This is a genomic window from Gordonia alkanivorans, assembly GCF_004011905.1.
In the GTDB taxonomy this organism is placed as follows: domain Bacteria; phylum Actinomycetota; class Actinomycetes; order Mycobacteriales; family Mycobacteriaceae; genus Gordonia; species Gordonia alkanivorans.
This window is the reverse complement of record NZ_CP027114.1, coordinates 1,758,785-1,785,249: the sequence shown is the minus strand read 5'-3', so window position 1 is coordinate 1,785,249 and position 26,465 is coordinate 1,758,785. Positions and strand designations below refer to the sequence as shown.

General features: G+C 66.9%; 22 protein-coding genes, 3 pseudogenes and 1 other annotated feature. Of the genes and pseudogenes, 9 read left to right on the top strand and 16 right to left on the bottom strand.

Going from position 1 to position 26,465, the window contains the following annotated elements; genetic code table 11:
• Positions 1–37: 37 nt before the first annotated feature.
• Positions 38–487, bottom strand: a complete 450-nt coding sequence (locus tag C5O27_RS08175) for a nuclear transport factor 2 family protein (protein WP_006360690.1) — start codon at positions 485–487, stop codon at positions 38–40.
• A complete protein-coding gene (locus C5O27_RS08170; protein WP_075863686.1) occupies positions 484–1,803 on the bottom strand; it encodes a cytochrome P450 in 1,320 nt (439 codons plus the stop codon). The genes C5O27_RS08175 and C5O27_RS08170 overlap by 4 nt, the downstream gene beginning before the upstream one ends.
• A 345-nt stretch (positions 1,804–2,148) precedes the next feature.
• On the opposite strand from C5O27_RS08170, the gene C5O27_RS08165 reads away from it, so the two are divergent.
• Complete coding sequence (locus tag C5O27_RS08165) at positions 2,149–3,312, top strand: steroid 3-ketoacyl-CoA thiolase (protein ID WP_127962436.1); 1,164 nt, start codon at positions 2,149–2,151, stop codon at positions 3,310–3,312.
• A gap of 7 nt (positions 3,313–3,319) precedes the next feature.
• Positions 3,320–3,814: a nitroreductase family deazaflavin-dependent oxidoreductase gene (locus C5O27_RS08160; protein ID WP_006360693.1), complete on the top strand. Its 495-nt coding sequence runs from the start codon at positions 3,320–3,322 to the stop codon at positions 3,812–3,814.
• On the opposite strand, the gene C5O27_RS08155 is transcribed toward C5O27_RS08160, so the two are convergent.
• Entirely contained in the window at positions 3,811–4,419 is a 609-nt protein-coding gene (locus C5O27_RS08155; protein ID WP_127962435.1) for a TetR/AcrR family transcriptional regulator, read from the bottom strand. The two genes, C5O27_RS08160 and C5O27_RS08155, sit on opposite strands and share 4 nt — an antisense overlap.
• A gap of 166 nt (positions 4,420–4,585) precedes the next feature.
• Here C5O27_RS08155 and C5O27_RS08150 point away from each other — a divergent pair, with 166 nt between their 5' ends.
• The gene (locus tag C5O27_RS08150; RefSeq protein ID WP_127962434.1) at positions 4,586–5,830 is read left to right on the top strand and encodes a cytochrome P450; all 1,245 of its coding nucleotides are present in this window, start codon (positions 4,586–4,588) and stop codon (positions 5,828–5,830) included.
• 9 nt (positions 5,831–5,839) lie between these two features.
• Here C5O27_RS08150 and C5O27_RS08145 read toward each other — a convergent pair whose 3' ends face one another.
• Entirely contained in the window at positions 5,840–6,445 is a 606-nt protein-coding gene (locus tag C5O27_RS08145) for a TIGR03086 family metal-binding protein (RefSeq protein ID WP_127962433.1), read from the bottom strand.
• 85 nt (positions 6,446–6,530) lie between these two features.
• Between C5O27_RS08145 and C5O27_RS08140 the strand changes: the two genes are divergently transcribed.
• A complete protein-coding gene (locus C5O27_RS08140; RefSeq protein WP_127962432.1) occupies positions 6,531–7,478 on the top strand; it encodes a helix-turn-helix transcriptional regulator in 948 nt (315 codons plus the stop codon).
• Positions 7,479–7,610: 132 nt separating this feature from the next.
• Here the strand turns inward: C5O27_RS08140 and fadD8 are convergent, their stop codons facing one another.
• The gene (gene fadD8, locus C5O27_RS08135; RefSeq protein ID WP_127962431.1) at positions 7,611–9,257 is read right to left on the bottom strand and encodes a fatty-acid--CoA ligase FadD8; all 1,647 of its coding nucleotides are present in this window, start codon (positions 9,255–9,257) and stop codon (positions 7,611–7,613) included.
• A gap of 155 nt (positions 9,258–9,412) precedes the next feature.
• On the opposite strand from fadD8, the gene C5O27_RS08130 reads away from it, so the two are divergent.
• The gene (locus C5O27_RS08130) at positions 9,413–10,069 is read left to right on the top strand and encodes a GNAT family N-acetyltransferase (RefSeq protein ID WP_127962430.1); all 657 of its coding nucleotides are present in this window, start codon (positions 9,413–9,415) and stop codon (positions 10,067–10,069) included.
• Between the two features lie 80 nt (positions 10,070–10,149).
• Here C5O27_RS08130 and C5O27_RS08125 read toward each other — a convergent pair whose 3' ends face one another.
• The 3 genes from C5O27_RS08125 to C5O27_RS08115 are packed head-to-tail and all read right to left on the bottom strand — an operon-like array spanning position 10,150 to position 12,252.
• Positions 10,150–10,527: a DUF8021 domain-containing protein gene (locus C5O27_RS08125; RefSeq protein WP_127962429.1), complete on the bottom strand. Its 378-nt coding sequence runs from the start codon at positions 10,525–10,527 to the stop codon at positions 10,150–10,152.
• Positions 10,524–11,420 carry an SDR family oxidoreductase gene (locus tag C5O27_RS08120; RefSeq protein ID WP_127962428.1) on the bottom strand — a complete coding sequence of 299 codons (897 nt, stop codon included), beginning with the start codon at positions 11,418–11,420 and terminating at the stop codon, positions 10,524–10,526. Before C5O27_RS08120 ends, C5O27_RS08125 begins: the two co-directional genes overlap by 4 nt.
• A gap of 43 nt (positions 11,421–11,463) precedes the next feature.
• Positions 11,464–12,252 (bottom strand): SDR family oxidoreductase, encoded by a 789-nt coding sequence (locus C5O27_RS08115; protein ID WP_127962427.1) that lies wholly within the window; start codon positions 12,250–12,252, stop codon positions 11,464–11,466.
• 91 nt (positions 12,253–12,343) lie between these two features.
• Between C5O27_RS08115 and C5O27_RS08110 the strand changes: the two genes are divergently transcribed.
• From C5O27_RS08110 to C5O27_RS08095, 4 genes are read left to right on the top strand one after another with little or no spacing between them, the layout of a single operon-like run.
• On the top strand, positions 12,344–13,129 hold the full coding sequence (locus C5O27_RS08110; RefSeq protein ID WP_127962426.1) for an enoyl-CoA hydratase family protein: 786 nt from the start codon (positions 12,344–12,346) through the stop codon (positions 13,127–13,129).
• 1 nt (position 13,130) lies between these two features.
• Entirely contained in the window at positions 13,131–14,024 is an 894-nt protein-coding gene (locus C5O27_RS08105; protein WP_127962425.1) for a CoA transferase subunit A, read from the top strand.
• The gene (locus C5O27_RS08100; protein WP_042377514.1) at positions 14,021–14,791 is read left to right on the top strand and encodes a CoA-transferase subunit beta; all 771 of its coding nucleotides are present in this window, start codon (positions 14,021–14,023) and stop codon (positions 14,789–14,791) included. Before C5O27_RS08105 ends, C5O27_RS08100 begins: the two co-directional genes overlap by 4 nt.
• The gene (locus C5O27_RS08095; protein ID WP_127962424.1) at positions 14,788–15,876 is read left to right on the top strand and encodes an NAD(P)H-dependent flavin oxidoreductase; all 1,089 of its coding nucleotides are present in this window, start codon (positions 14,788–14,790) and stop codon (positions 15,874–15,876) included. The genes C5O27_RS08100 and C5O27_RS08095 overlap by 4 nt, the downstream gene beginning before the upstream one ends.
• A gap of 139 nt (positions 15,877–16,015) precedes the next feature.
• On the opposite strand, the gene C5O27_RS08090 is transcribed toward C5O27_RS08095, so the two are convergent.
• The 8 genes and pseudogenes from C5O27_RS08090 to C5O27_RS08055 all read right to left on the bottom strand — a co-directional run bounded on the left by C5O27_RS08090 (position 16,016) and on the right by C5O27_RS08055 (position 26,444).
• Entirely contained in the window at positions 16,016–17,752 is a 1,737-nt protein-coding gene (locus C5O27_RS08090; protein WP_127962423.1) for an ABC transporter ATP-binding protein, read from the bottom strand.
• Positions 17,749–19,653 carry an ABC transporter ATP-binding protein gene (locus C5O27_RS08085; RefSeq protein WP_127962422.1) on the bottom strand — a complete coding sequence of 635 codons (1,905 nt, stop codon included), beginning with the start codon at positions 19,651–19,653 and terminating at the stop codon, positions 17,749–17,751. Before C5O27_RS08085 ends, C5O27_RS08090 begins: the two co-directional genes overlap by 4 nt.
• A 57-nt stretch (positions 19,654–19,710) precedes the next feature.
• On the bottom strand, positions 19,711–20,343 hold the full coding sequence (locus C5O27_RS08080) for a TetR/AcrR family transcriptional regulator (protein WP_127962421.1): 633 nt from the start codon (positions 20,341–20,343) through the stop codon (positions 19,711–19,713).
• Between the two features lie 109 nt (positions 20,344–20,452).
• Positions 20,453–21,982 carry an aldehyde dehydrogenase family protein gene (locus tag C5O27_RS08075; protein WP_127962420.1) on the bottom strand — a complete coding sequence of 510 codons (1,530 nt, stop codon included), beginning with the start codon at positions 21,980–21,982 and terminating at the stop codon, positions 20,453–20,455.
• A gap of 357 nt (positions 21,983–22,339) precedes the next feature.
• Positions 22,340–22,531: pseudogene (locus C5O27_RS08070) on the bottom strand (IS110 family transposase); the annotation flags it as partial.
• A gap of 26 nt (positions 22,532–22,557) precedes the next feature.
• A pseudogene (locus C5O27_RS08065) lies at positions 22,558–23,840 on the bottom strand (IS3 family transposase).
• Positions 23,434–23,562 (bottom strand) — a sequence feature (AL1L pseudoknot). (Overlaps the previous pseudogene by 129 nt.)
• A gap of 53 nt (positions 23,841–23,893) precedes the next feature.
• A pseudogene (locus tag C5O27_RS08060) lies at positions 23,894–24,925 on the bottom strand (IS110 family RNA-guided transposase); the annotation flags it as partial.
• Positions 24,926–25,286: 361 nt separating this feature from the next.
• Entirely contained in the window at positions 25,287–26,444 is a 1,158-nt protein-coding gene (locus tag C5O27_RS08055) for an acetyl-CoA C-acetyltransferase (protein ID WP_127962419.1), read from the bottom strand.
• Between the last annotated feature and the right edge of the window lie 21 nt (positions 26,445–26,465).

Sequence of the window (26,465 nt, the reverse complement as noted above, 5' to 3'; positions counted from 1 at the left end):
GTCACCGGTCCCGCCCGCGGCGGATCGTTGTGCGAGGTCAGGCCTTGCGCACCGAGTTGATCGTCCTCTCGACCTCCCAGTAGGCCCGGAGCGCCGAGAGCCGGCCCTCCGAGTCGGCGTGGTAGGTGAACACGCCGCGTGCCTCGGAGACGTGACCTGCGATGTGGGTGACGATGCTGCCGATGTAGGCGACCTCGTTCCCGCAGATGATCTCCTCGTCGAAGCGGAACTCGATGCTCTCGGTGGCTGCGATCGACTTGTCCCAGAACTCCGAGATGCGGTCGTATCCCCGGAATCCGACACCCTCGGGGTCGAACATCGAGGGGCCCACCGGATCCTGGACGATGGCGTCCGGCGCGAAGTTGTCGATCCACGCCTGCTTGTCGCGGGACTCCACGAACTCTCGGGAACGACGCCCCGCCACGACAGCGGGATGGTTCTCGCGGTCGATGTTCAGGTAGGCGGGTGCCTCTTCAGCTGCGGTCACTTCGTCCCGTAGTCGACGCGGAGTTCCTTGACACCGTTGATCCACCCGTGGCGGAGACGACGAGGCGCGTCGAGCTTGGTGATGTCCGGGACGAGGTCGGCAAGCGCGTTGAACATCAGGTTGATCTCCATGCGTGCCAGGTTGGCGCCGACGCAGAAGTGCGCACCGTTGCCACCGAAGCCGACGTGCGGGTTCGGGTCGCGAAGGATGTTGAACGAGAACGGATCGTCGAAGACATCTTCGTCGTAGTTGGCCGAGCCGTAGAACATTCCGACGCGCTCGCCCTTCTTGATGTCGACGCCGCCGATCTGCGTGTCGCGCTTGGCGGTTCGCTGAAAGCAGTTGACCGGGGTGGCCCAGCGGACGATCTCGTCGACCGCGGTCGCCGGACGTTCCTTCTTGAACAGCTCCCACTGGTCGGGGTTGTCCAGGAAGGCGTTCATACCGTGGCTGATCGCGTTGCGCGTGGTCTCGTTGCCGGCGACGGTCAGCAGGATGAAGAAGAACCCGAACTCCGTCTCGTCGAGATGCTGGCCGTCGATGTCGGCGTTGACGAGAGTGGTGACGATGTCGTCGCCCGGATTGCGACGCTTCTCCTCGGCCATCTGGTAGCCGTAACCGAGGATCTCGGCGTTGGCCTGCTGCGGATCCGTCGTGTAGTCCGGATCGTCGGCGTTCATCATCGAGTTCGACCAGTCGAACAGCTTCTCGCGGTCCTCCTGGGGCACACCGAGGAGGTCTGCGATGGCGAGTAGCGGCAGGTCGACGGCGACATCCTTGACGAAGTCGCCGGTGCCCTTCTCCGCGGCACGCGACACGATCTCGCGGGCGGCGTCGTCGAGCTTCTCCTCCAGCGAGTGCACCGCACGGGGGGTGAACAGCTTGGAGACCAGCTTGCGGAGGCGGGTGTGCTCCGGCGGATCGTGGTTGATCAGCAGCGCTTTGGTGATCTCGATCTGCTCGGCGGTCATGTCGTCTTCGAAACGCATGATGACGCCGTTGGCGTTGGTCTCCCAGTCATCGTTGTTCTTGGAGATCTCGCGGACGTGGGCGTGCTTGGAGATCACCCAGTACCCGCCGTCGTGGAAGCCACCACCCTTGCCGGGCGCCTGGGCGTTCCACCAGACCGGCGCGGTCTTACGGAGCTGCGCGAACTCCTCCACTGGGATTCCCTGCTCGAGCAGGTCCGGGTTGGTGAAATCCCACCCCTCCTGCTCCATGAACGCACACTTGCCGACGACGTCGGAAGGGCTCGTGCGCGCAGAATCCGCCGTGGTCGGCTCACTGCCGATCGGGGCACTCTGGGCCTGGGTCACGTCACACCACCTCGCTGGAGATTTAGAACCTGTTTCAATCTCATTAGACCACATTGTGACACACGCGACAGCCCCCGATGAGAACTTGTTCTAGTTTTGAACGACCGGATGGTCCCCCACCTGCGGACTTAATCCATGGAACAAGTAACATCCACTACGTTCCAGTAGGCGGCAGGAGGGTGTCGAATCACCGCTCGAGGCGGTCGCGACCAGCCTTCCAACGCCGCCCATGGACGCAAACATAGAACATGTTCTAGCTTGAATACACGGCCTCGGCACATCCGTCGAAGCGCCGTCTACCCGTAGACGACGGACTGGTTCCGCCGGGTGAACGAAGGAGTTGAGATGGGCGTTCCGGTCATCGTGGAAGCAGTACGCACGCCGATCGGCAAGCGCGCCGGGTGGTTGTCAGGCCTCCATGCAGAGGAGTTGCTGGGCATCACACAGCGCGGTCTCATCGAGAAGGCCGGTATCGACCCGGCACTCGTAGAGCAGGTCATCGGCGGTTGCGTCACGCAGGCCGGCTCGCAGGCGGGCAACGTCTCTCGCAAGGCGTGGCTGTCCGCCGGACTCCCCGAGCACACCGGCGCCACGACGATCGACGCCCAGTGCGGATCGGCCCAGCAGGCCAACCACCTCATCGCCGGGCTCATCGCCTCGGACGCCATCGAGGTCGGCATCGCCTGCGGCGTGGAGACGATGACCACCGTGCCGCTCGGTGCGAATGTCGGCACCAGCGCCGGCCCGTACCACGCGGACTCGTGGAACGTTGACCTGCCGAACCAGTTCGAGGCGGCGGAGCGCATCGCGAAGCGTCGCGGGATCACCCGCGCCGACGTCGACGGACTCGGTGAGCGCAGCCAGCGCCTCGCCCGTCAAGCCTGGGAGGAAGGCCGTTTCGGCCGCGAGATCCTCTCGTTCAAGGCGCCCGAACGGACCAAGGAGGGCGAGTTCACCGGCAACATCATCGACGTCAGCCGCGACCAGGGCCTGCGTGAGACCACCCTCGAATCCCTCGCTGCACTCAAGCCCGTCATCGAGGGCGGCATCCACACCGCCGGAACGTCGTCGCAGATCTCCGACGGCGCAGCCGCCGTCCTGATCATGGACGAGGCGAAGGCCCGCGCACTCGGACTGACCCCGCGCGCCCGCATCAAGGCGCAGGCGCTCGTCGGTTCGGAACCCCACTTCCACCTCGACGGCCCGGTCCAGGCGACCGAGCGCGTCCTCGCGAAGTCGGGGATGTCGTTGTCCGACATCGACATCGTCGAGATCAACGAGGCCTTCGCCTCGGTCGTGCTCAGCTGGGCCCAGGTCCACAACGCCGACATGGATCGCGTCAACGTCAACGGCGGCGCCATCGCCCTCGGACATCCCGTGGGCAGCACCGGTTCCCGCCTCATCACGACCGCACTGCACGAGCTCGAGCGCCGCGACGGCCAGACCGCTCTCATCACGATGTGCGCTGGCGGCGCCATGGCCACCGGCACCATCCTCGAGCGCATCTGAGTATCGGATGCCCCTCCTCGACCCGGACAAGAAGCCCGCACAGCTCGATTCGCCGATCGTCGGCACACTCATCAAGGTCGGCTCGCGGATCAACACGCGGCTGTACAAGGCGACCGGCGGCCGGATCGGTGGCACCTGGCGCGTCGGCGCGGGCCTGAAGAAGCCCGCGCCGGTGTGCCTGCTCACCACCATCGGCCGCAAGTCGGGTGAACCCAGGACCGTGCCGCTGGTCTACCTCCGGCGCGGCGACCAGTTCGTCGTCGTCGCGTCGCAGGGCGGTTCGGCGAAACACCCTGCCTGGTACCTCAACCTGCGTGACAACCCCAGCGTCACAGTCCAGCTCGGCAAGGAGACGTTCGACCTCACGGCGCGTACCGCCACCGAGGCCGAACGCGCCGAGGTGTGGCCGGAACTGGTCGAGGTCTACGCGGACTTCGACACCTACGTCGCGTGGACGGACCGGACGATCCCGGTCGTCATCTGTGAGCCGGCGCAGCGCTAACCCGGTCGCGCCAGCTCCCGCACCGCCGCACCGGTCCAGGCGTCGAGGAACGCCCTGAGTTCGTCGCCGCTCCGGTGCGACACGGCGTCGAGCACCATGGATTGCAATGTGCGCAACACGATCTCGGCGATGAGGTCGAGTGCGGCGTCGTCGTGGCAATGGTCGGTCCAACTGGCCTCGAGCCGGTCGACCATCGTGCGTGCGAATCGTCGGGCGTCGTCGGAGGTGAATCCGCCGACCACCGGCACGCTCAACTTGTCCGCTCGTAGCAGCAGGCCGACGTAGTCGTCTTCGGCGAGTTCTTCGAGCACTGCGGCAATGCCCTCCACGATCGCCGCGTCGGGTTCGGTGACGCCGGCCAGCCGCGTCATCACTCGTTCGAGAAGCCCTTCGACGGCGTCGAGTGCGGTCGCCGACAACAACTCCTCGATCCCGGAGAAGTAGCGATACACCGTCTGCCGAGTGACTCCCAGCTCGCGTGCGACGTCGGCGATGCTGGTGGCCGTGCCGCGCCGATCGATGGTCGTGCGGGTCGCCGCGAGGATTCGCGCGACCGCCTCGGCGTCGTTGACGGGTACCCGACCACTCCAACCATGTGTGCGCATCAGCTCACGAGCCTACCCCTCGAGTCTCGCTGCGCTCGCTCCTCAGGCAGCTGGACCAGCAGTTTTCCGGCGACCGCTTCGACTGACCATACGCTTTCATAGCTGGTGTATGGTGTGGTGACGTGGCACACAGTGCACCCGCGTGCCCGTCGACCGGAGGTTCGAGATGACGACACCGACCAGGGCCGGCCCGTTCCACGACGGCTTCGACTTCACCGATCCCGACCTGCTCCAGCAGCACGGCATGCCGGTGCGGGAGTTCGCCGAGCTACGACGCACCGCGCCGGTCTGGTGGAACGCGCAACCGGAAGGTACGTCCGGCTTCACCGACGGCGGATTCTGGGTGATCTCCAAGCACGCGCATATCCGTGAGATCTCGAAGAACCACCAGTTGTGGTCCACCAACGCCAAGGGCGCGATCCTGCGCCTGCCCGACTACGTGACCCCAGACCAGATCGAACTGACCAAGGCACTGCTCATCAACCATGATCCGCCGGAGCACACTCGACTGCGAAAGATCGTGTCGCGCATGTTCACTCCGCGCTCCGTCGCGCTGCTCAAGGAACAGCTGACAGCCTCGGCGCACGAGATCGTCGAGGCCGCGGCCGCGAAGGGCAGGGGCAACTTCGTCGACGACATCGCCGTACACCTTCCCCTGCAGTCGATCCTGGACCTCATCGGCGTCCCGCAGGCCGATCGCGAGCGCCTCCATGTGCTCGTCGACGCGATGATCAACAACGATGATCCTGAGGAAACGATCGACCCGGCAACCGCGAATGCCGAGGTACTCGGTTACGCCTATGCGATGGCGGAGGAACGGCGGAAGAACCCGACCGACGACCTCATCACCACCCTCATCGAGGCCGGCGTCGACGGCGAGGGCATGACCGAGATCGAGTTCGGGTTCTTCGTCGTCCTGCTCATCACCGCCGGCAACGAGACCACCCGCAACGCGACGTCGCATGGGATGAACGCTTTCCTGGATCACCCGGAGACGTGGGATCTGTACAAACGCGAACGTCCCGCGACCGCCATCGAGGAGATCCTGCGGTGGTCGACGCCGGTCCACGGCTTCCAGCGAACCGCACTGGCCGACACCCGACTCGGCGACGTCGACATCGCGGCCGGCCAGCGCGTCGGGCTGTTCTACAGCTCCGCGAACTTCGACGAAGAGGTCTTCGACGACCCGTTCACCTTCGACATCACGCGAGATCCCAACCCCCACCTGTCCTTCGGCGGCAACGGCGCCCACTTCTGCATCGGCGCCAACCTCGCCCGGCTCGAACTCAACCTGATCTTCAACGCCATCGCCGACACCCTGCCTGACATCGCACGACTCGGCGAGCTGCAACGGGTGCGGTCGGGCTGGCTGAACGGGGTGAAACAGCTCGACGTCGCGTATCGCAGCTGATCACCGGGTTCACCGGGTTGCCGCCGAAACCCATGCGGCAGAATCTCGTCCGGACCAGTTCGCCAGGGTCTCGACCGGTCTCGCCCCGTCGCGGGGTTCGACGACGACGCCGAAGGGGACGTTCGGGTCCTGGCGGATCTCGGGCCGGATGAACCGGCGGACGATCGCGAGGGTGGCGGTGGCGGCTTCCGGAACCGCTTCCGACGGCTGCCCGGTCGCCACCGCGAGATCCCATCCGTGCACGATCGTCTCGTTGACGTAACCCCACAACGCGCCGGCGCCGGGCACCTCACCCCACGGCACCTGCACCATCCTGGCGAGCACGGCGTCGTCGGACCAGAGATCGACCGCCCGCGCCACGACCGTTGCGTACTCCTGCGCGTCGAAACGGTCGGCGATGAACGGCATGGCCCGTACGTCGACCCCCTCGGGTAGCGCCGCCGCTCGTTGGGCCGTCGCCAGCAGATGGGCCCCGAGCGTGCGGACGTCGAACTCGTCGCACGGCGTCGGCGCGGCCAGCTGCTCGGCGGTCACCTCGGAGAGCAGTCCGGTGACCCAGGTGGTGGCGGCCGCGAAGGCCGGGCGGGGATCCGGTGGGGTGGTCGGTGCGTTCATGTTCTTTCCTCTCTCGCTGACTGACGAGTCCAGTCAAACCGTGAAACCTGACATCTTCTGTCATATTTTTGCGAGATGATTGGGCATGCGCGCCGAACGCCTCATCGCGGTCCTGATGCTGCTCAAGAGACACGATCGGGTGACCGCGTCGACGATCGCCGCCGAACTCGGGGTGTCGGAGCGGACCGTGCTGCGCGACATCGAGGCACTCTCGCTGTCCGGGGTCCCGGTGTACGCCGAGCGCGGCAGGCACGGCGGCTTCTCGCTGGTCCCCGGCTACCGCACCGACCTGACCGGTCTGACAGTCGAGGAGGCGACCTCACTGCTCGCCGGAACGGGTCGGCTCGACTCCCCCGCCTTCGCCAGTGCGATGCGCAAGGTCACCGCGGCCATTCCCGAGGCGTACCGGGGAACCGCGGTCAGGGCCGCACAGCGGGTACTCGTCCGTCCCGAGGGATTCGTGCGCAGGCCGGAAGAACTCCATGCGCTCGATCCGGTGCAGTTCGCGGTCTTCGCGGGCAGGCGTATCCGCACCCGCTACCGCCCGCGCGACGCCGACGAGGCACGCGAACGGCTTCTCGATCCGGTCGGACTCATCATCGCCGGCGACACGTGGTACCTCGTCGCACACGGTGCGGGGTCGCGTGAGGGGACCGACGAACGGATGTACCGGCTGTCCCGGATGAGCGAGGTCGAGGTCCTCGACGAGCCGGCGGTACGCGACGAGGACGTGGATCTCGACGAGATCTGGCAGCGTCGGCGCGCGGCGTTCCGGTCCTCGTTCGATCCGGTCGACGTGGTGGTCGACTGCGCCCCCGCGGACGTCGAGACGCTCCGGGCAACCGCACTCTCCGCAGAGACGCTGAGTGATGCCGGAGATCGGCAGCGCGTCGGACTCCGGTTCGCCGACCATCGGCATGCCGCCGGTGCGTTGTGGGGCTTGATGTTCGACCGCGACATCGTCGTACTCGAACCGGAGTGGGTCCGGGAGACCCTGGCCGACCGCGCCCGGGCAGTCCTCGCACGCCACTGAGAACCGCCCATGCGATCTGCCCTTGGAGTCGACCCTCCACAGGCGGTTCGACGACGATATGTCGACGGCCCGGCCACAGCGGGCGTTTTCAGGGGTGCTTGTCAGGAGCGGTTCTCAGGTGGACGTCTGAGGTCAGCCGACCCCGCGCTCGGAGTCGGCCCAGTACTGCGACCGCAGCGCCTTCTTGTCCGGCTTGCCCAGGGCGGTCAGCGGCAACGACTCGGCGAAGATGACCCGCTTCGGCGACTGCACCGCACCCTTTCGGTCCTTGACCGTCTGCTGGATCTCGGCGGTGATGCGTTCTTTCGCAGCGTCGTCGGCGTCCGCATCGGCACGCAGCACGACGATCGCCGTGACGGCCTCACCCCACTTCTCGTCGGGCACACCGATCACGCCGACCTGGCCGACGGCCGGATGCTCGGCCACGACGTCCTCGACCTCGCGGGGGAACACGTTGAAGCCGCCGGTGACAATCATGTCCTTGGTGCGGTCGACGATGAACCAGAAGCCGTCCTCGTCTTCACGCGCGACGTCGCCGGTACGCAGCCATCCGTCGCGAAAGGTCTCGGCCGTCTGCTCCGGGAGGCCGAGGTAACCACCGGCGAGAAGCGGTCCGGCGACACAGATCTCGCCCGGTTCGCCCGGGGGGACGGGCTTGTCGTCGGGGCCGAGGAGAGCCGTGCGCAGGAACGCCGACGGCCGGCCGCAACTGCTGAGGCGACGCTGGTCCTCCCCCGGACCCGGATGATCGCCCTTGGCGAGGTAGCTGATCACCATCGGCGCCTCGGACTGACCGTAGTACTGGGCGAAGATCGGGCCGAACCGTTCGATCGCCTCGGCGAGACGCACCGGATTGATCGGCGACGCACCGTAATACACGGTTTCCAGCGACGACAGATCACGCGTCCGCGAATCCGGGTGATCCATCAGCGCATACAGCATCGACGGCACGAGCATCGTCGCCGTGATCTTCTGTTCCTCGATGGTCTTGAGGACCTCGGCGGGGTCGAACTTCGACAGCACCACCATCGACCCGCCCTTCATGAGAGTCGGGATGAAGAAGGCCGCACCCGCATGTGACAGCGGGGTGCAGAGCAGGAACCGCGGGTGTTCCGGCCACTCCCACTCGGCGAGCTGGATCTGCGTCATGGTCGCCATCGCACGCGCGGTTCCGATGACGCCCTTGGGTTTTCCGGTGGTCCCGCCGGTGTAGGTGATCGAGACGACGTGCTCGGGTGACAGATGCTCGGCGACAAGCGGCTTCGGCTCGAAGTTCTCCGCCTCGGCGATGACGTCACGGGCCTGCGCCGACAACTGCTCGGGCACCGGACCGAGGGTCAGCACCTGCTTCAGGCCGGGGACGCGTTCGAGCAGGGCGGCCGCCCGCTCGACGAACATCGGCACGGGGTCGATGATGAGGGTCGAGACGCCGGCGTCGGCGAGGACGTAGGCATGGTCGTCGAGCGAGCCGAGCGGGTGCAGCGCGGTGCGTCGCCATCCCTGCGTCTGGCCGGCCCCGATGACGAAGAGCACCTCCGGACGATTCAGGGCCAGCAGACCGACCGCCGTGCCGGTGCCCGCGCCCAGACCCTCGAAGGCCTGGATGTACCGGCTGATCGCGGCGGCCATCTCACCACCCGTCATCTCGGTGTCCCCCAGGGACAACACCGTGCGATCGGCATGGCGCTTGAGCGCGGCGACCATCAGGTCGCCCATGTGCGTGCCCCCGCGAAGGTGATCGAAGTCGGTCGGTGCGGTCGTCGTGCCCTCGTTCGTCATGCCACAAGACTAGGACGTGTTACAGGTTCCGGAAAGAACCTCCACCAAAATGGCGGTTCTGATGCGTAGAACCTGTTCTAACTCGACGCCGCTGGCACGGTTTCGAACCCACGAGGCCGAGCCCCGGAATGGCCGCGGTGTCCTAGGATCGAAGCATGACTGATCTTGACCAGGCCACCACTCGCCGCGACATCGCCGACGCCCTGCTCACCGCGCTTGAGCGGCGACACGAGGTCCTCGACGCCATCGTCGACGCGGAGAATCACGATGAGGCCGTCACCGCCATCGTCGAGCTGCTCGGCAAGTCGCAGCTGGGTGCGAAGGCGATCCTGGACATGAAGCTGAACCAGCTGACCAAGGACGAGCGCCGCAAGAATCAGGCTGAGCTCGACGACCTCAACAACGCCCTGACCTTCACCCTGGTGGAGCGTCCGGCCAGTAGCGGCGACACCCTCGACCTGCGTCCGTTCGACCCGCAGGCCGACGCCGAACTGTTCGCGGCCCGTACCGACGAACTCGGCACCGCAGGCGACGGTTCGGGAGCACCGGCCGGTGACGTCGCCGCCGAGATCAGCGCCGCCACCGACCGCGTCGACGCCGAGGAGGCCGTGTGGCTCGTCGCCGTCGAGGGAGACTCCAAGGTGGGCTTCGTCTTCGGCGAGCTCAAGAACGGCGAGGTCGACCTGCGCATCTGGATTCACCCGCAGTACCGCAAGTCCGGCTATGGCACCGCGGCCCTGCGCAAGTCGCGCTCGGAGATGGCCGCGTACTTCCCCGGCGTGCCGATGGTCGTGCGCGCACCCGGCGCCTAGTCTCACAGCACGAAACGGCCGAACCCACTGCCCGACGGGGTGGTGGGTTCGGCCGTTTCGTCGTCGTTCTCCGTTGCAGGTCAGGCGGATTGGGGCCGCGGCAGCCCGAACCGCGCGACGATCGCGCGAATCCGGTTCTCCTCGTCGACGACGAACGTCTCCGACACCGGGGCACCGAGGCGCAGTGCCCGCGGGCGGACGTGCACCACGTAGCGAGTGGTGACGCTGTGCCCGTCGACGGTCGCGGTGAAGTCCGAGACGCGATGGATCAGGCGGAACTGCGGACCCTTCGCGAGGCTGCGGGCGATGTGCGGTCCGTTGCGCCCCGTACGCACGCCGAACTCGACGCGGGTGCAGTCGGGATGCAGCGACACCGCTGACGGGTCGTGGCTGACCAGGGCGTCGACATACGCCCGGGCCGCCGCGACCCGCCGTTGATCCCTGCCCGCCGAGGTCACCGCGCGCCGTAGACCGGCATCGGGACCGGCGCCTTGGCCACGATCTCCTCGATCACCGGGCCGAGCTCGGCGACCTCCCAGCGAGAACCCTTGTCGCGCTCCACACTTCGCTGCCAGCCGTCGGTCACCGAGACCTTGCCGCCCTCGACCTCGAAGACCCGGCCGGTCACCGACCCCGCCTCGGGTGAACCCAGCCACACCACGAGCGGCGAGATGTTCGCCGGGTCCATCGCGTCGAAGGAGCCGTCGGCGGGTGCGGCCATCTGTGCGGCCATCTCGTCGCCGGCGCCCATCGTCATCTGGGTTCGGGCCGCCGGCGCGATCGCGTTGACGGTGACTCCGTAGCCGCCGAGTTCGGCTGCGGCCTGGACGGTGAGCGCGGAGATGCCCGCCTTCGCGGCGACGTAGTTGCCCTGTCCGATCGAACCGTAGAGTCCGGCACCGGAACTCGTGTTCACGATCCGTGCCTGCGGCGTGCGCCCGGCCTTGGCCTCCGCACGCCAGTAGGCCGCGGCATGGCGCAAGCCGACGAAATGCCCCTTGAGGTGCACGCGGATGACGGCATCCCACTCGTCCTCCGTCAGCGACACCAGCATGCGGTCGCGGACGAAACCGGCATTGTTGACGAGGACGTCGAGCCGACCGAACGTGTCGACGGCGGTGGCCACCATGGCCTCGCCGCTCTGCCAGTCGGCCACGTCCCCCACCGATGCGACGGCCTCGCCGCCGGCCGCGGTGATCTCGTCGACGACCGCCGTGGCGAGGTTCTCCGCATAGTCGTTGACCACGACCTTGGCGCCGTCGGCGGCGAAGGCGAGAGCGTGGGCTCGTCCGATGCCCTGTCCGGCGCCGGTCACGATGACGACGCGGCCCTCATTCAGCTTGCTACTCAAGGTGTTTCCTTTCTGAACTGCGAAGACTGGGTGTGCGGGATGGTCAGACGGCGTTGCCGGCGGTCGCGGCGTCGAGGAACGCGGGCTTCTCGCCCCCGCCGTGCACGGTGAGCGTCGAACCGCTGATGTAACCGGCCAGCGGCGAGAGCAGGAATGCGACGGCGTTCCCGACGTCGACGGGTGTCGCCATCCGGCCGAGCGGAATGGTGGCCCCGACGGCCGCCACCCCGGCGTCGTCTCCGTAATGGAGGTGTGACTGTTCGGTCTCGACGGGTCCGGCGACGACCGAGTTGATCCGCACCTTCGGAGCCCATTCGACGGCCAGCGAGGTCATCAGGTTGTCGAGGCCGGCCTTCGCCGCACCGTAGGCCGAGGTGCCCGGCGACGGCCGGTGCCCGCTGACGCTCGAGACGTTGACGATCGCGCCACCGTCCGGCTGCGTCTGCATGATCGCGTTCGCCGCCTTGGCCACGGCGAGCGGCGCCAGGAGGTTGAGGTCGACGATCTTGCTCGCGAAACGGACCGAGGCGTCGGCGGCCAGCGCGAAGGGCGATCCGCCGGCGTTGTTGACCACTCCGTCGAGGCGTCCGGCGCGGCCGACGATGCCGTCGATCATCTCCTCGACGGCCGCGGCGTCGCGGACGTCGCAGGAGAAGAAGTCGATGTCGCGGAGGTCGTCGGCGAGATTGTCCGCGTTCCGACCGCAGATCACCGGCCGGGCGCCGAGCGCCGACAGCACTCGGGTGATACCCGCGCCAACCCCTCGTGCACCGCCGGTGACCAGGACAACCTTTCCGACCAGGCCCAGCTCGGCCTGTGACTGCGTCTGCATGGGTGCTACCCTACCAAACAACCAAGCACTTGCTTGGTTCAATGCTTGCGCAGCCCACGAGGCTGACATCGCAGCCACGAGAGGAGCACGCGTGCCGATCACCACGACACGTACCGAATCCAGCATCGTGACCATCACGGTCGACTACCCGCCGGTCAACGCGCTGCCATCGGCCGCGTGGTTCGAACTCGCCGATGCGGTCACCGCAGCCGGCGTCGACCCGGCCACGCACGTCGTGGTGTTGCGCGCCGAAGGACGCGGCTTCAACGCCGGCGTCGACATCAAGGAGATGCAGGCCACCGAGGGCTTCGACGCCCTGATCGGCGCCAACCGCGGATGTGCGGCGGCCTTCGGCGCCGTCTACGACTGCGCGGTCCCGGTGATCGTCGCGGTCAACGGCTTCTGCGTCGGCGGCGGCATCGGCCTGGTCGGCAACGCCGACGTCATCGTCGCCTCCGACGACGCGGTCTTCGGCCTTCCCGAGGTCGATCGCGGAGCACTCGGTGCAGCAACACATCTCGCCCGCCTGGTGCCGCAGCACATGATGCGCACCCTCTACTTCACCGCGAAGAACGTGACGGCCCAGCAGCTCGAGCATTTCGGTTCGGTGTACCGCGTCGTGCCCCGCGAGGAGCTCCTCGACGCCGCGCTCGAGGTCGCCGAGGCCATCGCCGCCAAGGACACCCGGGTCATCCGGGCGGCCAAGGAGGCCATCAACCACATCGACCCGATCGATGTGAAGGCCAGCTACCGCCTCGAACAGGGCTTCACCTTCGAGCTGAACCTGGCCGGCGTCGCCGACGAGCATCGCGATGCCTTCGTCTCGACCGGTAAACCACTCGCCTCGAACGCTTCTCACAACGGAGGACACGCCTGAGATGCCGACCGACAAGACAAGCACTCTCGACGACGTCGTCGCGGAGCTCCGCGACGGCATGACCATCGGCATCGGCGGCTGGGGTTCGCGCCGCAAGCCGATGGCACTGGTCCGCGCGATCGCCCGCTCGGACGTCAAGGACCTCACGGTCGTGACCTACGGTGGCCCCGATCTCGGATTGCTCTGCGCCGCAGGCAAGGTGCGTCGCGCCTACTACGGTTTCGTCTCGCTCGACTCCGCGCCCTTCTACGACCCGTGGTTCGCCAAGGCGCGCACCAACGGCGAGATCGAGGTCCGTGAGATGGACGAGGGAATGGTCAAGTGCGGCCTCGAGGCCGCGGCGGCCCGCCTGCCGTTCCTCCCGATCCGCGCCGGACTCGGTTCCGACGTCCTCAAGTTCTGGGAGGGCGAACTGAAGACCGTCGAATCCCCGTATCCCGACGCCGACGGCCGGACCCAGACGCTGATCGCGATGCCTGCGCTGAAGCTCGATGCCGCCTTCGTCCACCTGGACCTGGCCGATGCGCACGGCAACGCCGCCTACACCGGCGTCGACCCGTACTTCGACGATCTCTACTGTGCAGCCGCCGAGCGTCGTTATCTGGAGACCGACCAGATCGTCTCGACCGAGGTCCTGGTGAAAACCGTTCCGCATCAGCGCCTTCTGCTGAACCGGATGAACGTCGACCGGGTGGTGCACACGCCCAACGGAGCCCACTTCACCTTTGCCGGCGAGTACGGGCGCGACGAGAAGTTCCAGCAGTTCTACGTGGCGAGCGCCAAGGAACCCGACACCTGGGAGACGTTCTCCCGCAGGTTCCTCCAGGTCGACGAGGAGACCTACCAGCGCGAGGTCAGCGCCTGGCAGGACGAGCAGAAGGAGGACGGACAGTGAGCACCGTCGAGAGCCAGGCCCCCGCAGAAGTGAGTCGTGCCGAGTACTGCGTCATCTCGTGTGCCGACATCTTCTCCGGTGCAGGCGAGATCATGGCGTCGCCGATGGCGCCGGTGCCCCTGCTGGGAGCCCGCCTGGCGCGCCTCACCACCGAACCAGACCTGCTGATCACCGACGGCGAGGCGCTGATCTTCGCCGACACCCCGGGCATCGGCAAGTCGGGCCCCATCGAGGGCTGGATGCCGTTCCGCAAGGTATTCGACGTCGTGGCGTCGGGCCGTCGCCACGTGGTCATGGGCGCCAACCAGATCGACCGGTACGGCAATCAGAACCTCTCCGCGTTCGGCCCGCTGCAGAAGCCGACACGCCAGATGTTCGGTGTGCGCGGCGCGCCCGGCAACACGATCAACCACCCGACGAGCTACTGGGTGCCCCGCCACTCCGCCCGGGTCTTCGGAGACTCGGTGGACATCGTCTCCGGCGTCGGCTTCGACAAGGTCGACCCGGCCAACCCGGCGTTCGACGATCTCGACATCCACCGCGTCGTCACCAATCTGGGCGTCTTCGACTTCGGCGGGGCGGATCACACGATGCGCGCGCTGTCGCTGCATCCGGGGGTCACCGCCGACGAGGTCGCAGAGAACACCGGCTTCGAGATCGAGGGTCTGGCCGACGCGCCGGAGACGCGGCAGCCCACCGCCGAGGAACTGAGCCTGATCCGAGACGTGCTCGATCCCAGGGGCGTTCGCAACAAGGAAGTCCGATGAGTCCGGCCAGGGCTGCGGGCCTGTCCACCTCGTTCACCGAACTCGTCGGGATCGAGTACCCGATCGTGCAGACCGGTATGGGCTGGGTGTCCGGGCCGTCGCTGACCTCGGCGACGTCGAACGCCGGCGGTCTCGGCATCCTGGCGTCGGCGACGATGACCTACGGCGAGCTCGAGGCGGCCATCGCCAAGACAAAGTCGTTGACCAGCAAGCCTTTCGGTGTGAACATGCGTGCCGACGCCACCGACGCACCGGAACGGATCGATCTCCTGATCCGTGAAGGCGTCAAGGTCGCGTCGTTCGCGCTCGCCCCGAAGCCCGAGTTGATCGCGAAACTCAAGGACCACGGCATCGTCGTGATCCCGTCGATCGGCGCGGCCAAGCACGCGGTGAAGGTCGCGTCGTGGGGCGCGGATGCCGTCATCGTGCAGGGCGGCGAGGGCGGCGGCCACACCGGCCCGGTCGCGACCACCCTGCTGCTGCCGTCGGTGCTCGATGCCCTGGCAGCCAAGAACATCGACATGCCGGTCGTCGCGGCCGGCGGCTTCTTCGACGGTCGCGGACTGGCCGCGGCGCTCGCCTACGGCGCCCAGGGCGTCGCGATGGGTACCCGCTTCCTGCTGACGTCGGACAGCGCGGTCCCCGACTCGGTCAAGCACGAGTATCTGCAGCGCGGGCTCAACGACACCGTCGTCTCGGTGAAGGTCGACGGTATGCCCCACCGCGTGCTGCGTACCCCGCTCGTCGAGGCACTCGAGAGCGGCAGCCCGGTGAAGGCGCTGTTCGCCGCCGCGCGAAATGCCAACGAGTTCAAGCAGATGACCGGCATGCGCTGGACCACCATGCTCAGAGACGGTCGCACGATGAAGAAGTCGGGCGAACGCACGTGGCAGCAGATCATCATGGCCGGGAACACCCCGATGCTGCTGAAGGCCGGTCTCGTCGAGGGCGACACCCGCGCGGGTGTCCTCGCCTCGGGTCAGGTCGTCGGCATGATCGAGGACCTGCCCAGCTGCGACGAGCTGATCCAGTCGATCATGCACCAGGCCCACGAGCGGTTGAAGACGCTCGGGTCGCTGGGTTGAGCAGAATCGCTACTTCGGGCCACCCCTCTGCTGCCTGAGGTGCGAGCGGAGCGAGCCACGAAGGGCCGCCGACGTCATGTCAGCAGGCCTTCGTGGCTCGTCGCTTTCGCTCCTCGCACCTCAGGCAGCGAGGGTCGGGCTACTTCGCCGCCGTGAGCGTCCAGCCGGCGGCTGCGGTGCGCTGGTTCCAGAACTCCATGTAACGGCCACCGCGGCTGAGCAGTTCGTCGTGGGTGCCGATGTCGTCGACGCCGCCCGCGTCGTCGAGGACGACGATCTGGTCGGCGGCGGTCACGGTCGACAGCCTGTGCGCGATGACCAGCACGGTACTTCTGTCGGCGAGGCGCCGGATGGATTCGGCGACGTGCGACTCGTTCTCGGGATCAAGGGCGGACGTCGCCTCGTCGAAGAGCACGATCGGGGCGTCCTTGAGCAGGGCACGCGCGATCGAGACACGCTGACGCTCACCACCGGAGAGCGCCGAACCGCCTTCGCCGACGGCGGTGTTCCAGCCATCCGGAAGGCGCTCGACGATGGAGGTGACGCCGGCCGTCTCCGCGGCCGCGCGGATCTCGTCGTCGGTGGCGTCGGGACGGCCGAGTTTGATGTTCTCCCACAGGGTGTCGTCGAAGAGGTAGACGTCCTGGAAGACCTGCGACAGCTGGCCCATCAGGGCGCCGGTCTCCTGGTCGCGGACATCGGTACCGCCGACCTTCACCGAACCGCCGTCGACGTCGTAGAACCGGGCGATCAGCCGGAAGATGGTCGATTTACCCGAACCGGACGGTCCGACGAGTGCGGTCATCGTGCCCGGCTGCGCCCGCACGGACACGTCCCGCAGCACCGGAGTGCCGTTCTCGTAACCGAAAGCGACGTGGGACAGTTCGACCGCGCCCGGCTCGGTGATCGGCATCGGCTGATCCGGGACGGGCATGCGGTCGGTGTCGAGGACACCGGTGATGCGGTTGATCTCGTCGGTCGACATGCGCAGCGTCGAACCGAGCTCGGCGAGTTCGCCGATCGGGCCGAAGAAGCGGGCCGCGAGTCCGAACACCGCGACGAGCAGGGCAGGCTCGATGTGGCCGGCCACCGCGAGCCAGGCACCGAGGGCGAGGACCGCGCTGAACACGACCTGGACCGACAGGCCGTTGAGCAGGATGCCGAGGATCGATCGCCAGAGCATCGACTTGCCCACGCGCGCTTGCTGACCGAGCGCCTCGGCCAGCGGTGCATGAGCGGAGTCGGCGGCGCCGAAGGCACGCAACACCGCCTGGCAACGCGCGTACTCCAGCACCCGGTTGTTGACCTTCACGGCCTCGGCCCGCTTGCGGCGCTCGGCCTTCGCCAGGAACCGGCTGGACAGCTTGCCGATGTACATGAGAACCAGCGTTCCAGCGACCATCAGCAGGCCGATGCGCCAGTCGAACAGGCAGATCCCGATGACCACGACCACCGAGCTGACCGTGTTCACGACGACCGGCGTGATGTAGTGCGCACCGGTACTGCCGACGAACATCGTTCCCTTGACGGCGATCTGCGAGACGTCGCCGATGCGTTCGCGGGTGAACCAGCCGAGAGGCAGCGTCACCATGTGATCGCCGAGCCGGTGATGCAGCATACGCATCGCGTACAGGGCCATCGTCATGCCCTTGAGGGACTGGACGTAGGCGCTGACTGTGCAGATCAACACCAGAACAGCCAACGGCCACAACCACTTCGCGGCGGCCGAGAGGTCACCGTCGAGAAGGTTCTCGGTGATCGGGACGAGCGTGAGCATCGCCAGGCCCTGCGCGACGCCGTAGAGGACGACCCAGCTCAGGAAGACGACCATCCGGGCACGCTCGGAACCCAGGATCGTGTAGAAACCGCGGATCATCGCGCCACCTCGTCACTTCCGACCGCGCCGAGCGCGATCTTCTCGTCCTGCCGGGTGGTGCCGGCCTCGTAACTGGCCCACATCGACGCGTACAGACCGCCGTTGGCGACCAGTTCGTCCTGACGTCCCTGTTCGACGACGCGCCCGCGATCGAGCACGACGATGTTGTCCGCGTGGGTGATCGAACCGAGCCGGTGTGCGATCACGAGGACTGTCCGGCCGACCATCAGCGCACCGATGGCCTGCTGGATCTGGGCCTCCGACTCCGGGTCGGCGAAGGCGGTCGCCTCGTCGAGTACCAGGATCGGGGTGTCGGCGAGCAGGGCGCGGGCGATCGAGACGCGCTGCGCCTCACCGCCGGAGAAGTGTGCGCCGTCGCCGACGACGGTGTCGTAGCCGTCGGGCAGTTCCAGGATGCGTTCGTGGATCCGGGCCGCGCGGGCGGCGTCGTGGACCTGCTCCTCGGTGGCCTCGGGCCGGCCGAGTCGGATGTTGTCCCGCACCGACATCGTCAGCAGCTGCACGTCCTGCAGCACGAAGCCGACGTGGCGGTAGAGCTCGGTGGGGGCGATGTCGCGGACGTCGACGCCGCCGATGCGGACCGCGCCGGAGTCGGGATCGCCGAAGCGCGGGAGCAGTGTCGCCAGCGTCGACTTACCGCTGCCCGACGGCCCGACGAGCGCGGTCACGGTACCCTCGGCGAGTTCGACGCTGACGCCGTCGAGCGCCTTCACCCCGGACGGCATGCCGAGACGCGGCGGATAGGTGAAGTGCACGTTCTCGATGCGCACGTCGTGGCCGGCGGGAACCTGCGGGTTCTCCGGGACGGCGAGCTCGGGTTCGGCGAGCAGGTCGGCGATGCGCAGTGCCGCAGCCGATGCCTGCTGGCGGGTGTGAACCGCAGTGGAGACGGTGAGCAGCGCGGTCGGCAGGATCATCGCGATCAGCGTCGAACCGACCAGCTCGATCGGCGTGACCCAACCCTTGTCGACGAGCCAGTAGCCGACACCGAGGTTGACCAGCAGGATCAGCGGAGCGGAGATCAGGACCGTGGTGATGGCCTGCACGCGCAGCATCGGACCCATGTACCCGGCGAAGTCGTCGTTGAACTCGTCGGCGGCATCGATGAAGCGGCGGTGGGCCTTTCCGGTCTGCCCGAACGTCTTGACCACCGCGACACCGGCGATGAACTCGACGATGGTGGCGCTGATACGGGCGACTCCGGTGTCCATCTTCTCCATCTCGGCGGTGAGATCTCGCGCCATGTAGGAGTAGGTCAGGGCGTACAGCGGCACGGTGGCGATGGCCAGCAGACCGAGGCGCCAGTCGAGGATGAAGCAGTAGATCAGCGCGAAGATCGGCGACAGGACCGCCGCGGTCGCCTCGACCTGTGCGTGGGCGACCAGATAGTGCAGGTCCGCGACGTCGTTCTGCACCGACTTGCGCACCGCGCCCGAACTGGTGCGGCTGAACCAGCCGAGCGGCAGCCGGCCGAGCTTGTCGGCGATGCGGATTCGGAGTTGCGCCTGGAGGTCGAGGTCGGCGAAGTGGGTGATCGCCAGCGCGAGGAACGCGAACAGGGCGCGCGCCGCGAGCCCGCCGACGACGAGCCACACCACCAGCCACACCCGCCCGGTGTCGGTGGGTCCCGGGGCCAACAGGGTGCGACCGAGTTCGACGATGCCGATGAACGGCACGACGGTCGCAGCGGAGGCAAAGATCTGGACGAACTGGGCGAGAACGGTGCGCGTCTTCACCGGCGCCAGGACATCGGCGAGAGCCGCCGACTTGGCCTTGGCCTCCGCCCGGGCCTTGACCCGCGCGGCCTTCGGATCATCGGGCGCGTGCTCGGGTTCCGGAGTCGGCGTGGGTGCGGCCACTTGTGTTCCGCCAATTGTCATATCCGCACCTTAGCGACACCCGAGAGACGTAGGGAAAGGTACCCTAACTTCCTGGGATCAGCGGGGCAGGATGCCGTCCAGGACGATCGACAGGTATTGGTCGGCGATCGACTCGACGGTCATCGGACCTCCCGGGCGGTACCAGCGCACGGCCACCCACACGGTGTCGCGCATGAAGCGGTAGACCAGTTCGACATCGAGATCCGGACGGAACTCACCGTCGTCGACACCACGCTGCAAGACCGCGTGCCACAACTGCCGGAACTCGACGTTCAGCTCGCCGATGTAGCCGAAGCGCTCCTGCCCCGACAGCCGCTTGGCCTCGTCCTGGTAGATCGCGACCGCGTTGCGTTCCGCGTCGATGGACTCGAACGACGCCACGACGAGTCCGCGGAGCGTCTCGCTTGCCGAGAGTCCCGCTCCGGCGATCTCGCGGTAGCGGGCGAACAGGTCGTCGAGGAATCGGCGCAGGATCTCGTCGACCATCGACTCCTTCGAGTCGAAGTGGTGATAGAGGCTTCCCGACAGGATTCCCGCGGCGTCGGCGATGTCGCGAACCGTCGTCGAACGCAGGCCGTTCTCGGCGAACATCCGCCCGGCGGTGGCGAGCAACTCGTCGCGGCGCGACGAACGGCCGGCGGTGTCGGCGCCGGCTTTGTCATTGGTCTTCGTCTGGCCACGTGGGGACACGCATCCTCCTGGAGAGTCTGCCCATCACCCTAGCAAGCGCTTGGCCGGGAACGTCGTACGACGAACCCGGCCAAGCGGAGCTGCTATGCGCAGGTCATGCGCGGCGGTGTCACGCGCCCAGGCGCTTGCGCACCTTCTTGATCGCGCGGGAGTTGAAGAACTTGAACAGCTTGAGCTGCTGATCGGTCATCTTCGAGTCCTTTGCCAGGAACGGCGGGGACATCATCTCGGCGACGGTGAGCGGCAGCGTCGAGAACGCGACCGCGCGGGCGTGGCTGAAGGTCTCGAAGCCGGTCTTGCCGTGGTAGCCGCCCATACCGGAACGTCCGACGCCACCGAACGGCAGGTCGCCGCTGAACAGGTGGATGGCGAAGTCGTTGCCGTTGATCGAACCGCTACGGGTGTTGTCGGCCAGCTTCTCGAAGCGGTCGTTGCGATCGCCGCACCAGTACATGGTCAGCGGATGCGGGTGCGACGCGATGTGACTGATGACCTCGGACAGCTCGCGGTACGGGTACACGGTCAGCACCGGACCGAAGACCTCGTCCTCCTCGATCTTCATGCCGGCCTTGACGCCGGTGAGCAGCGTCGGCGGGATCTTGCGACGCTCGGCGTTCGGCAGCGGCTCCCCACCGGGGATGACCTGACGCTTCTCGGCGCCCAGCTCGACGGCGTCGTCGATCAGGCCGACGATGCGGTCGAAGTTCTTCTGGTTGATCGTCGCCGTGTACTGGTCGTTGTCGTAGATCGTCGGGAAGTGCTCGGTCCAGCGGGCGATGACCTTGTCGGTGAACTCGCCGAGCTTGGCCTCCGGAACGAAGACGTAGTCGGGGCACAGGCACACCTGGCCGCCGTTGACCAGGCGGGCGTCGGCGAGCATGTTCGCGGCCTTGTCGATGTCTGCGTCGAGGTCGACGACGGCCGGGTTCTTGCCGCCCAGCTCCAGGGTTACCGGGATCAGGTTCTTGGCGGCTTCCTGGGCCACCGAGGCACCGACCTCGGGTGAACCGGTGAAGAACATGTGGTCGACCTTCAGCTTCGCGAAGTCCGAGCCCGAACCGTGCTTCGAGGTGGCGATGGCCAGTTCCTCGATCGAGAAGTAGTCGGGCGCGTACTTGGCGAGCACCTCGGTGGTCTTGGCGGTGATCGACGACGGGCGCATGACCACGCGGTTACCCGCGGCGAAGGCCGATCCGGCGGGGACGATCGTCAGCTGCAGCGGGAAGTTCCAGGGGCCCATGATGCCGACGACGCCGAGCGGGTCGTGGCGGACGCTCTGCTTGTAGCCCAGCAGGCCCTGGACCTTGGCGTACTTGGTCTCGCCCATCCACTCCTTGACGCCACGACGCTGGTGCGTGAGGTCGATCATGCAGCCGGCGACGTCGGCGGCCAGCGACAGCTCGCGCGGACGTGAACCGTAGTCCTCGGTGAGCGCGGCGGCGATCTCGTCCGAGTGGTCGAGCAGCAGCGCGGCCAGACGGGTGATGCGGTCGATGCGGGTGTCGGCGTCGGGAATGCCGTCACGGAGGAACGCGGCTCGCTGGATCTCGACCAACTCGGTCAGTGTGTGCTCTTCGGACGAGACGCCGCGCTTCGCGATCGGCGCCCCGGTGCTGGTGTGCTCAGCAGGCTTGGTCATCGAGATCCCCTCAGGTAGTTCTTGCTGCAGGTCGGACTTGCGGCGATGTGGACTTTGAAACAAAAACGTCCGCTTGTCCCACACCATAGTATGCGCCAGATCACAAGTACATGTGGGCACGTCGGTTGCCAGAAGGGTACGACCGGTACGGCGAAAGGTCGAGACCTCGCCCGAGGGGATGTCCGGGGAGGACTCATCGGTCGGCAGCTGCGAATGGAGCGAGCCACCCCTCGCTCCCTGGGGTGCGAGCGCAGCGAGCCACCCTCCGCTCCCTGAGGTGCGAGCGCAGCGAGCCACCCTCCGCTCCCTGAGGTGCGAGCGCAGCGAGCCACGAAGACATCCCAGGGGTGCAAGGTGTCAAGCGGCGAGGTTTGCGCGGTGGCCCCAGGCGGTGTGTTCGTCGTAAAGAGTGTGGTGGGCCAGGCAGCCGTGGAGGATGCCGATGAGCCGGTTGGCCAATGCTCGTTGGGCTTGTGTGTGGGTCTTGTTCTGGGCTTTGAGGTTGTCGTAGTAGGCGCGGGCGCCGACACTGCCGGTCAACGCGCTGAATCGCCCCGGCTTTGTTGGAGGCTCGGTTAGTTGGTTCCAGCGGTTGCCGGGACCGGGTTTTCACGGTAGCTGGTGACTGTGTGGGTCGACCAGTAGGTGGTCTCGTACTCGACGGGTGGGACGTGTCCGATCTCGCCGTGCAGGCGGCGGTGATTGAACCAGTCGATGTACTCGGCGACGGCGATCTCGACCTCGCCGACACCGCCCCAGCCACCTCGAGGGCGCATTATTGGGTTGCGGATGCATTCGGCCTTGAACAGCGAGTTGAACGCCTCGGCCATCGCATTGTCGTACGAATCGCCCTTGGAGCCAACCGAAGTCACCGCATCGGCTTCGGCGAGGCGTTCGGTGTAACGGATGGCTCGATACTGCACTCCGCGGTCGGAGTGGTGAATCAGCCCGGCCACGTCCTGGCCGGCACGCGAGCGGGCCCACAACCCCATGTCCAGGGCGTCGAGGGCGAGGTCGGTGTGCATGGTGGTCGAGACCTGCCAGCCCACGATCATCCTCGAGAAGACATCGAGGATGAACGCGGCATACACCCACCCCGAGTGGGTGCGGATGTAGGTCAGGTCGGCCACCCACAGCGCATTCGGCGCCGCCGCGGTGAACTGCCGTTCGACACGATCTGCCGGCTGCGGAGTTTCGGCCCCCTCGCTGTGCGTGGTCGTGGGTGTCTTCAGCCTCGTTATCCCCTGTAGCCCATCAGCTTTCATCAATCGTTCGACGGTGCATCGGGCCACGCCGATACCCTTCCTGTGTAGTTCGGCATGGACTTTGCGGGCGCCGTAGACGCCGAGATTGTCGGCATGCACGGTGCGGATCTCGCCGAGGATCTCGCGGTCACGGACCACCCGTGGCGCCTCGACTCGGCGAGAACTCAGATGGGCTCGCACCGTGGACGGAGCGATCTGGGCGGCCGTATCGCGCAAGGCCGCGCAGATCGGATCGACTCCGTGTTCGCCACGATGAGTGGCGACGAACTCCACGATCAGCGCTGTGGGCGGTCGATCTCCGCCGCAAAGAAAGCCGATGCCTGCTTCAAGATGGTGTTCGCCCGCCGCAGCTCACGGTTCTCCCGTTCCAGCTGCGCGATCCGTTCAGCCTCGCTGGTCGTGGTACCCGGTCGAACGCCGCCATCGATCTCGGCCTGCTTGACCCAGGTGCGCAGCGCCTCCGGGTGCACACCGAGTTGATCGCCGATCCGTTTGAACGCCCCCGGCCGCGTGGCCGGGTCCTTGCGAGCTTCCACCGCCATCCGCGTCGCCCGCTCCTTCAGCTCAACGCTGTACTTCCGTGGTGCTGCCATACTCTCCATCCTTCACAGGTTCGAGAGCCTCCGACAAACCCGGGGCGATTCACGCTTTGTGCCATTGCCATGGCGGCGTCGTTGAGTCGGGTGTTGCGGATGTGCCGGGCCAACACGACGTGACCTTTACCCGAGGCGATGGTTCTTGGTGAGGTACCGGCGTAGTTTCTGCGAGACTTGGCGGTGGCATAGCGTTCGGGGTCATCCCCGAACTCGCCGAGCATCCGGGCGCCGATGGTTTCACCGATTCCGGGCATGGACAGGTAGATCGCGGCGTCCGGATGCGTGTCAAAAGACTGGTTGAGAGTGGTTTCGAGCTGGACGATCTGAGTGTTCAATGCCGTGAGCATCTCCACTGTTGCGGTCACCGTCGCCGCATATGCGGCGACCAGCTGCGGTGGCGCGGTCAGATGGCCGGAGGCACCTAGCGCCTGGTGGATCTCGCGGGCTCGGGCGTCGATATTGCGTTGCCGGCCACCCTTTTTCAACGCCGACCGCAGTGCTGCCACCGACAGTCGCGCCCCCTGGTCGGGGGTGGGGGCCCGCCGAAGCACGCTGAGGGTGTCGCGGTGGGCCAGATCCCCGCCGAAGGCTTCGAGTGCGGCCGGGTAGTAGGCGTGCAGTTGGGCGTGCAGCACGTTTTGTTGTGCCGAGCGGGCCCACACCAGATTCTGATGGGTACGGGCCATCACCCGGATCGCGTCGGCTTCGGCACTGTCGTCGGCGACGAGTCGGTGGTTGTGGCGGTCGGTACGCACCAGATCGGCGAGGGTTTTCGCGTCGGCCTTATCGGATTTGGTGCCACCGACATGATGGCGATCGCGATAGCGGGAGACAGATCGTGGGTTGATCGCATACACCTGGTAGCCGGCGGCGACCAACGCGTCGACCCACATGCCGTGTTCGGTTTCGGTACCCGCCACCACCTGCTGCGGTTGATCGGCGAAGCGGGCGAGTAGGTCGTGCAGGGCGGTGATGCCGGCTGCTGATTCAGCACATCGGCGGGTGGCCAGGACGTTGCCGGTCTCATCCATCACGCACACGTCGTGGTGATCGGATGCCCAGTCGTTGCCCACGAAGATCATGTCGAACGCTCACCTCTTCTCCTCATAGCGAGTAGTTGCGATGTGAGCCCGAGGATCCCCTCTCACGCGGCCTAATGGATCAGTGCTCATCCATACCGTCACAGGGGCACGACATCCCAGAAGCGTTCTACGAGGCGATCCCGCCCGGCCGGGCCACGGTCTTCGTGTAGAAATCCACCAACCGTTTTCAGGGCCAGCCAGTGGTCACCGACCGGGCAGGCTCACACGACCAGCATCCCCTCCACCACGGAGAAAGATCACCGATCCACCCCCATTAGGGCCTGGTGAGTGTTTCTCGCCAGGCCCTTCGTGGCTCGTCGCTTACGCTCCTCGCACCTCAGGGAGCAAGGGTCGGGTCAGCTCAGCCGAGACGTTCGATGATGGTGACGTTGGCGGTCCCGCCGCCCTCACACATCGTCTGGAGGCCGTAGCGGCCGCCGGTGCGTTCGAGTTCGTTGAGCATGGTGGCGAACAGTTTGGCACCGGTGGCACCGAGCGGGTGACCGAGAGCGATGGCACCGCCGTTGGGGTTGACCTTGGCCGGGTCGGCGCCGGTCTCCTTGAGCCAGGCGAGCACGACCGGCGCGAAGGCCTCGTTGATCTCGACGACGTCGATGTCGTCGATGGACAGGCCGGCTTTGCCGAGGGCGTACTTGGTGGCGGGGATCGGCGCGGACAGCATCATCACCGGGTCGTCACCGCGGACGGACATGTGGTGGATGCGGGCGCGCGGGGTGAGGTTGTGTTCTTTGAGAGCGCGTTCGGAGACCACGAGGGTGGCCGACGAGCCGTCGCAGATCTGCGAGGCGACGGCCGCGGTGAGGCGGGAGCCCTCGGCGAGGGGCTGCAGTCCGGCCATCTTCTCCAACGAGGTCTCACGAGGGCATTCGTCGACGACGCAGTCGCCGAGTGCGACGTTCTCGTTGTCGAAGCGGCCGGCGGCGATGGCCGCGCGGGCACGCTCGTGGGACTGCAGGGCCCAGTGCTCCATGTCCTCGCGGCTGATGTCCCATTTCTCGGCCATCATGCCTGCGCCGACGAACTGGGAGACCTCGGCGTCGCCGAAGCGCTCGCGCCAGCGCGCCGATTCTGCGGTGGGCGTGGTGAATCCGAATTCCTGGCCGGCGATCATGGCCTGGGAGATCGGGATCGCGCTCATGTTCTGCACGCCGCCGGCGACGACGACGTCCTGGGTGCCGCTCATGACGCCCTGTGCGGCGAAGTGGATGGCCTGCTGGCTCGATCCGCACTGTCGATCGACGGTGGTGCCGGGGATGTCGAGCGGCAGGCCTGCGGCCAGCCACGCGGTGCGGGCGATGTTGCCGGCCTGGGGGCCGATGGCGTCGACGCAGCCGAACACGACGTCGTCGACGACGTTGGGGTCGATCCCGGTCCGCTCGACGAGTGCGGAGATGATGTGCGCGCCGAGGTCGGCGGGGTGGACCTTGGCGAGCGAACCGTTGCGTTTGCCGACGGGGGTGCGGATGGCGTCGACGATGTAGGCCTGCGGTGTGGTCATGGGCGGTACTCCTTGGGGTGG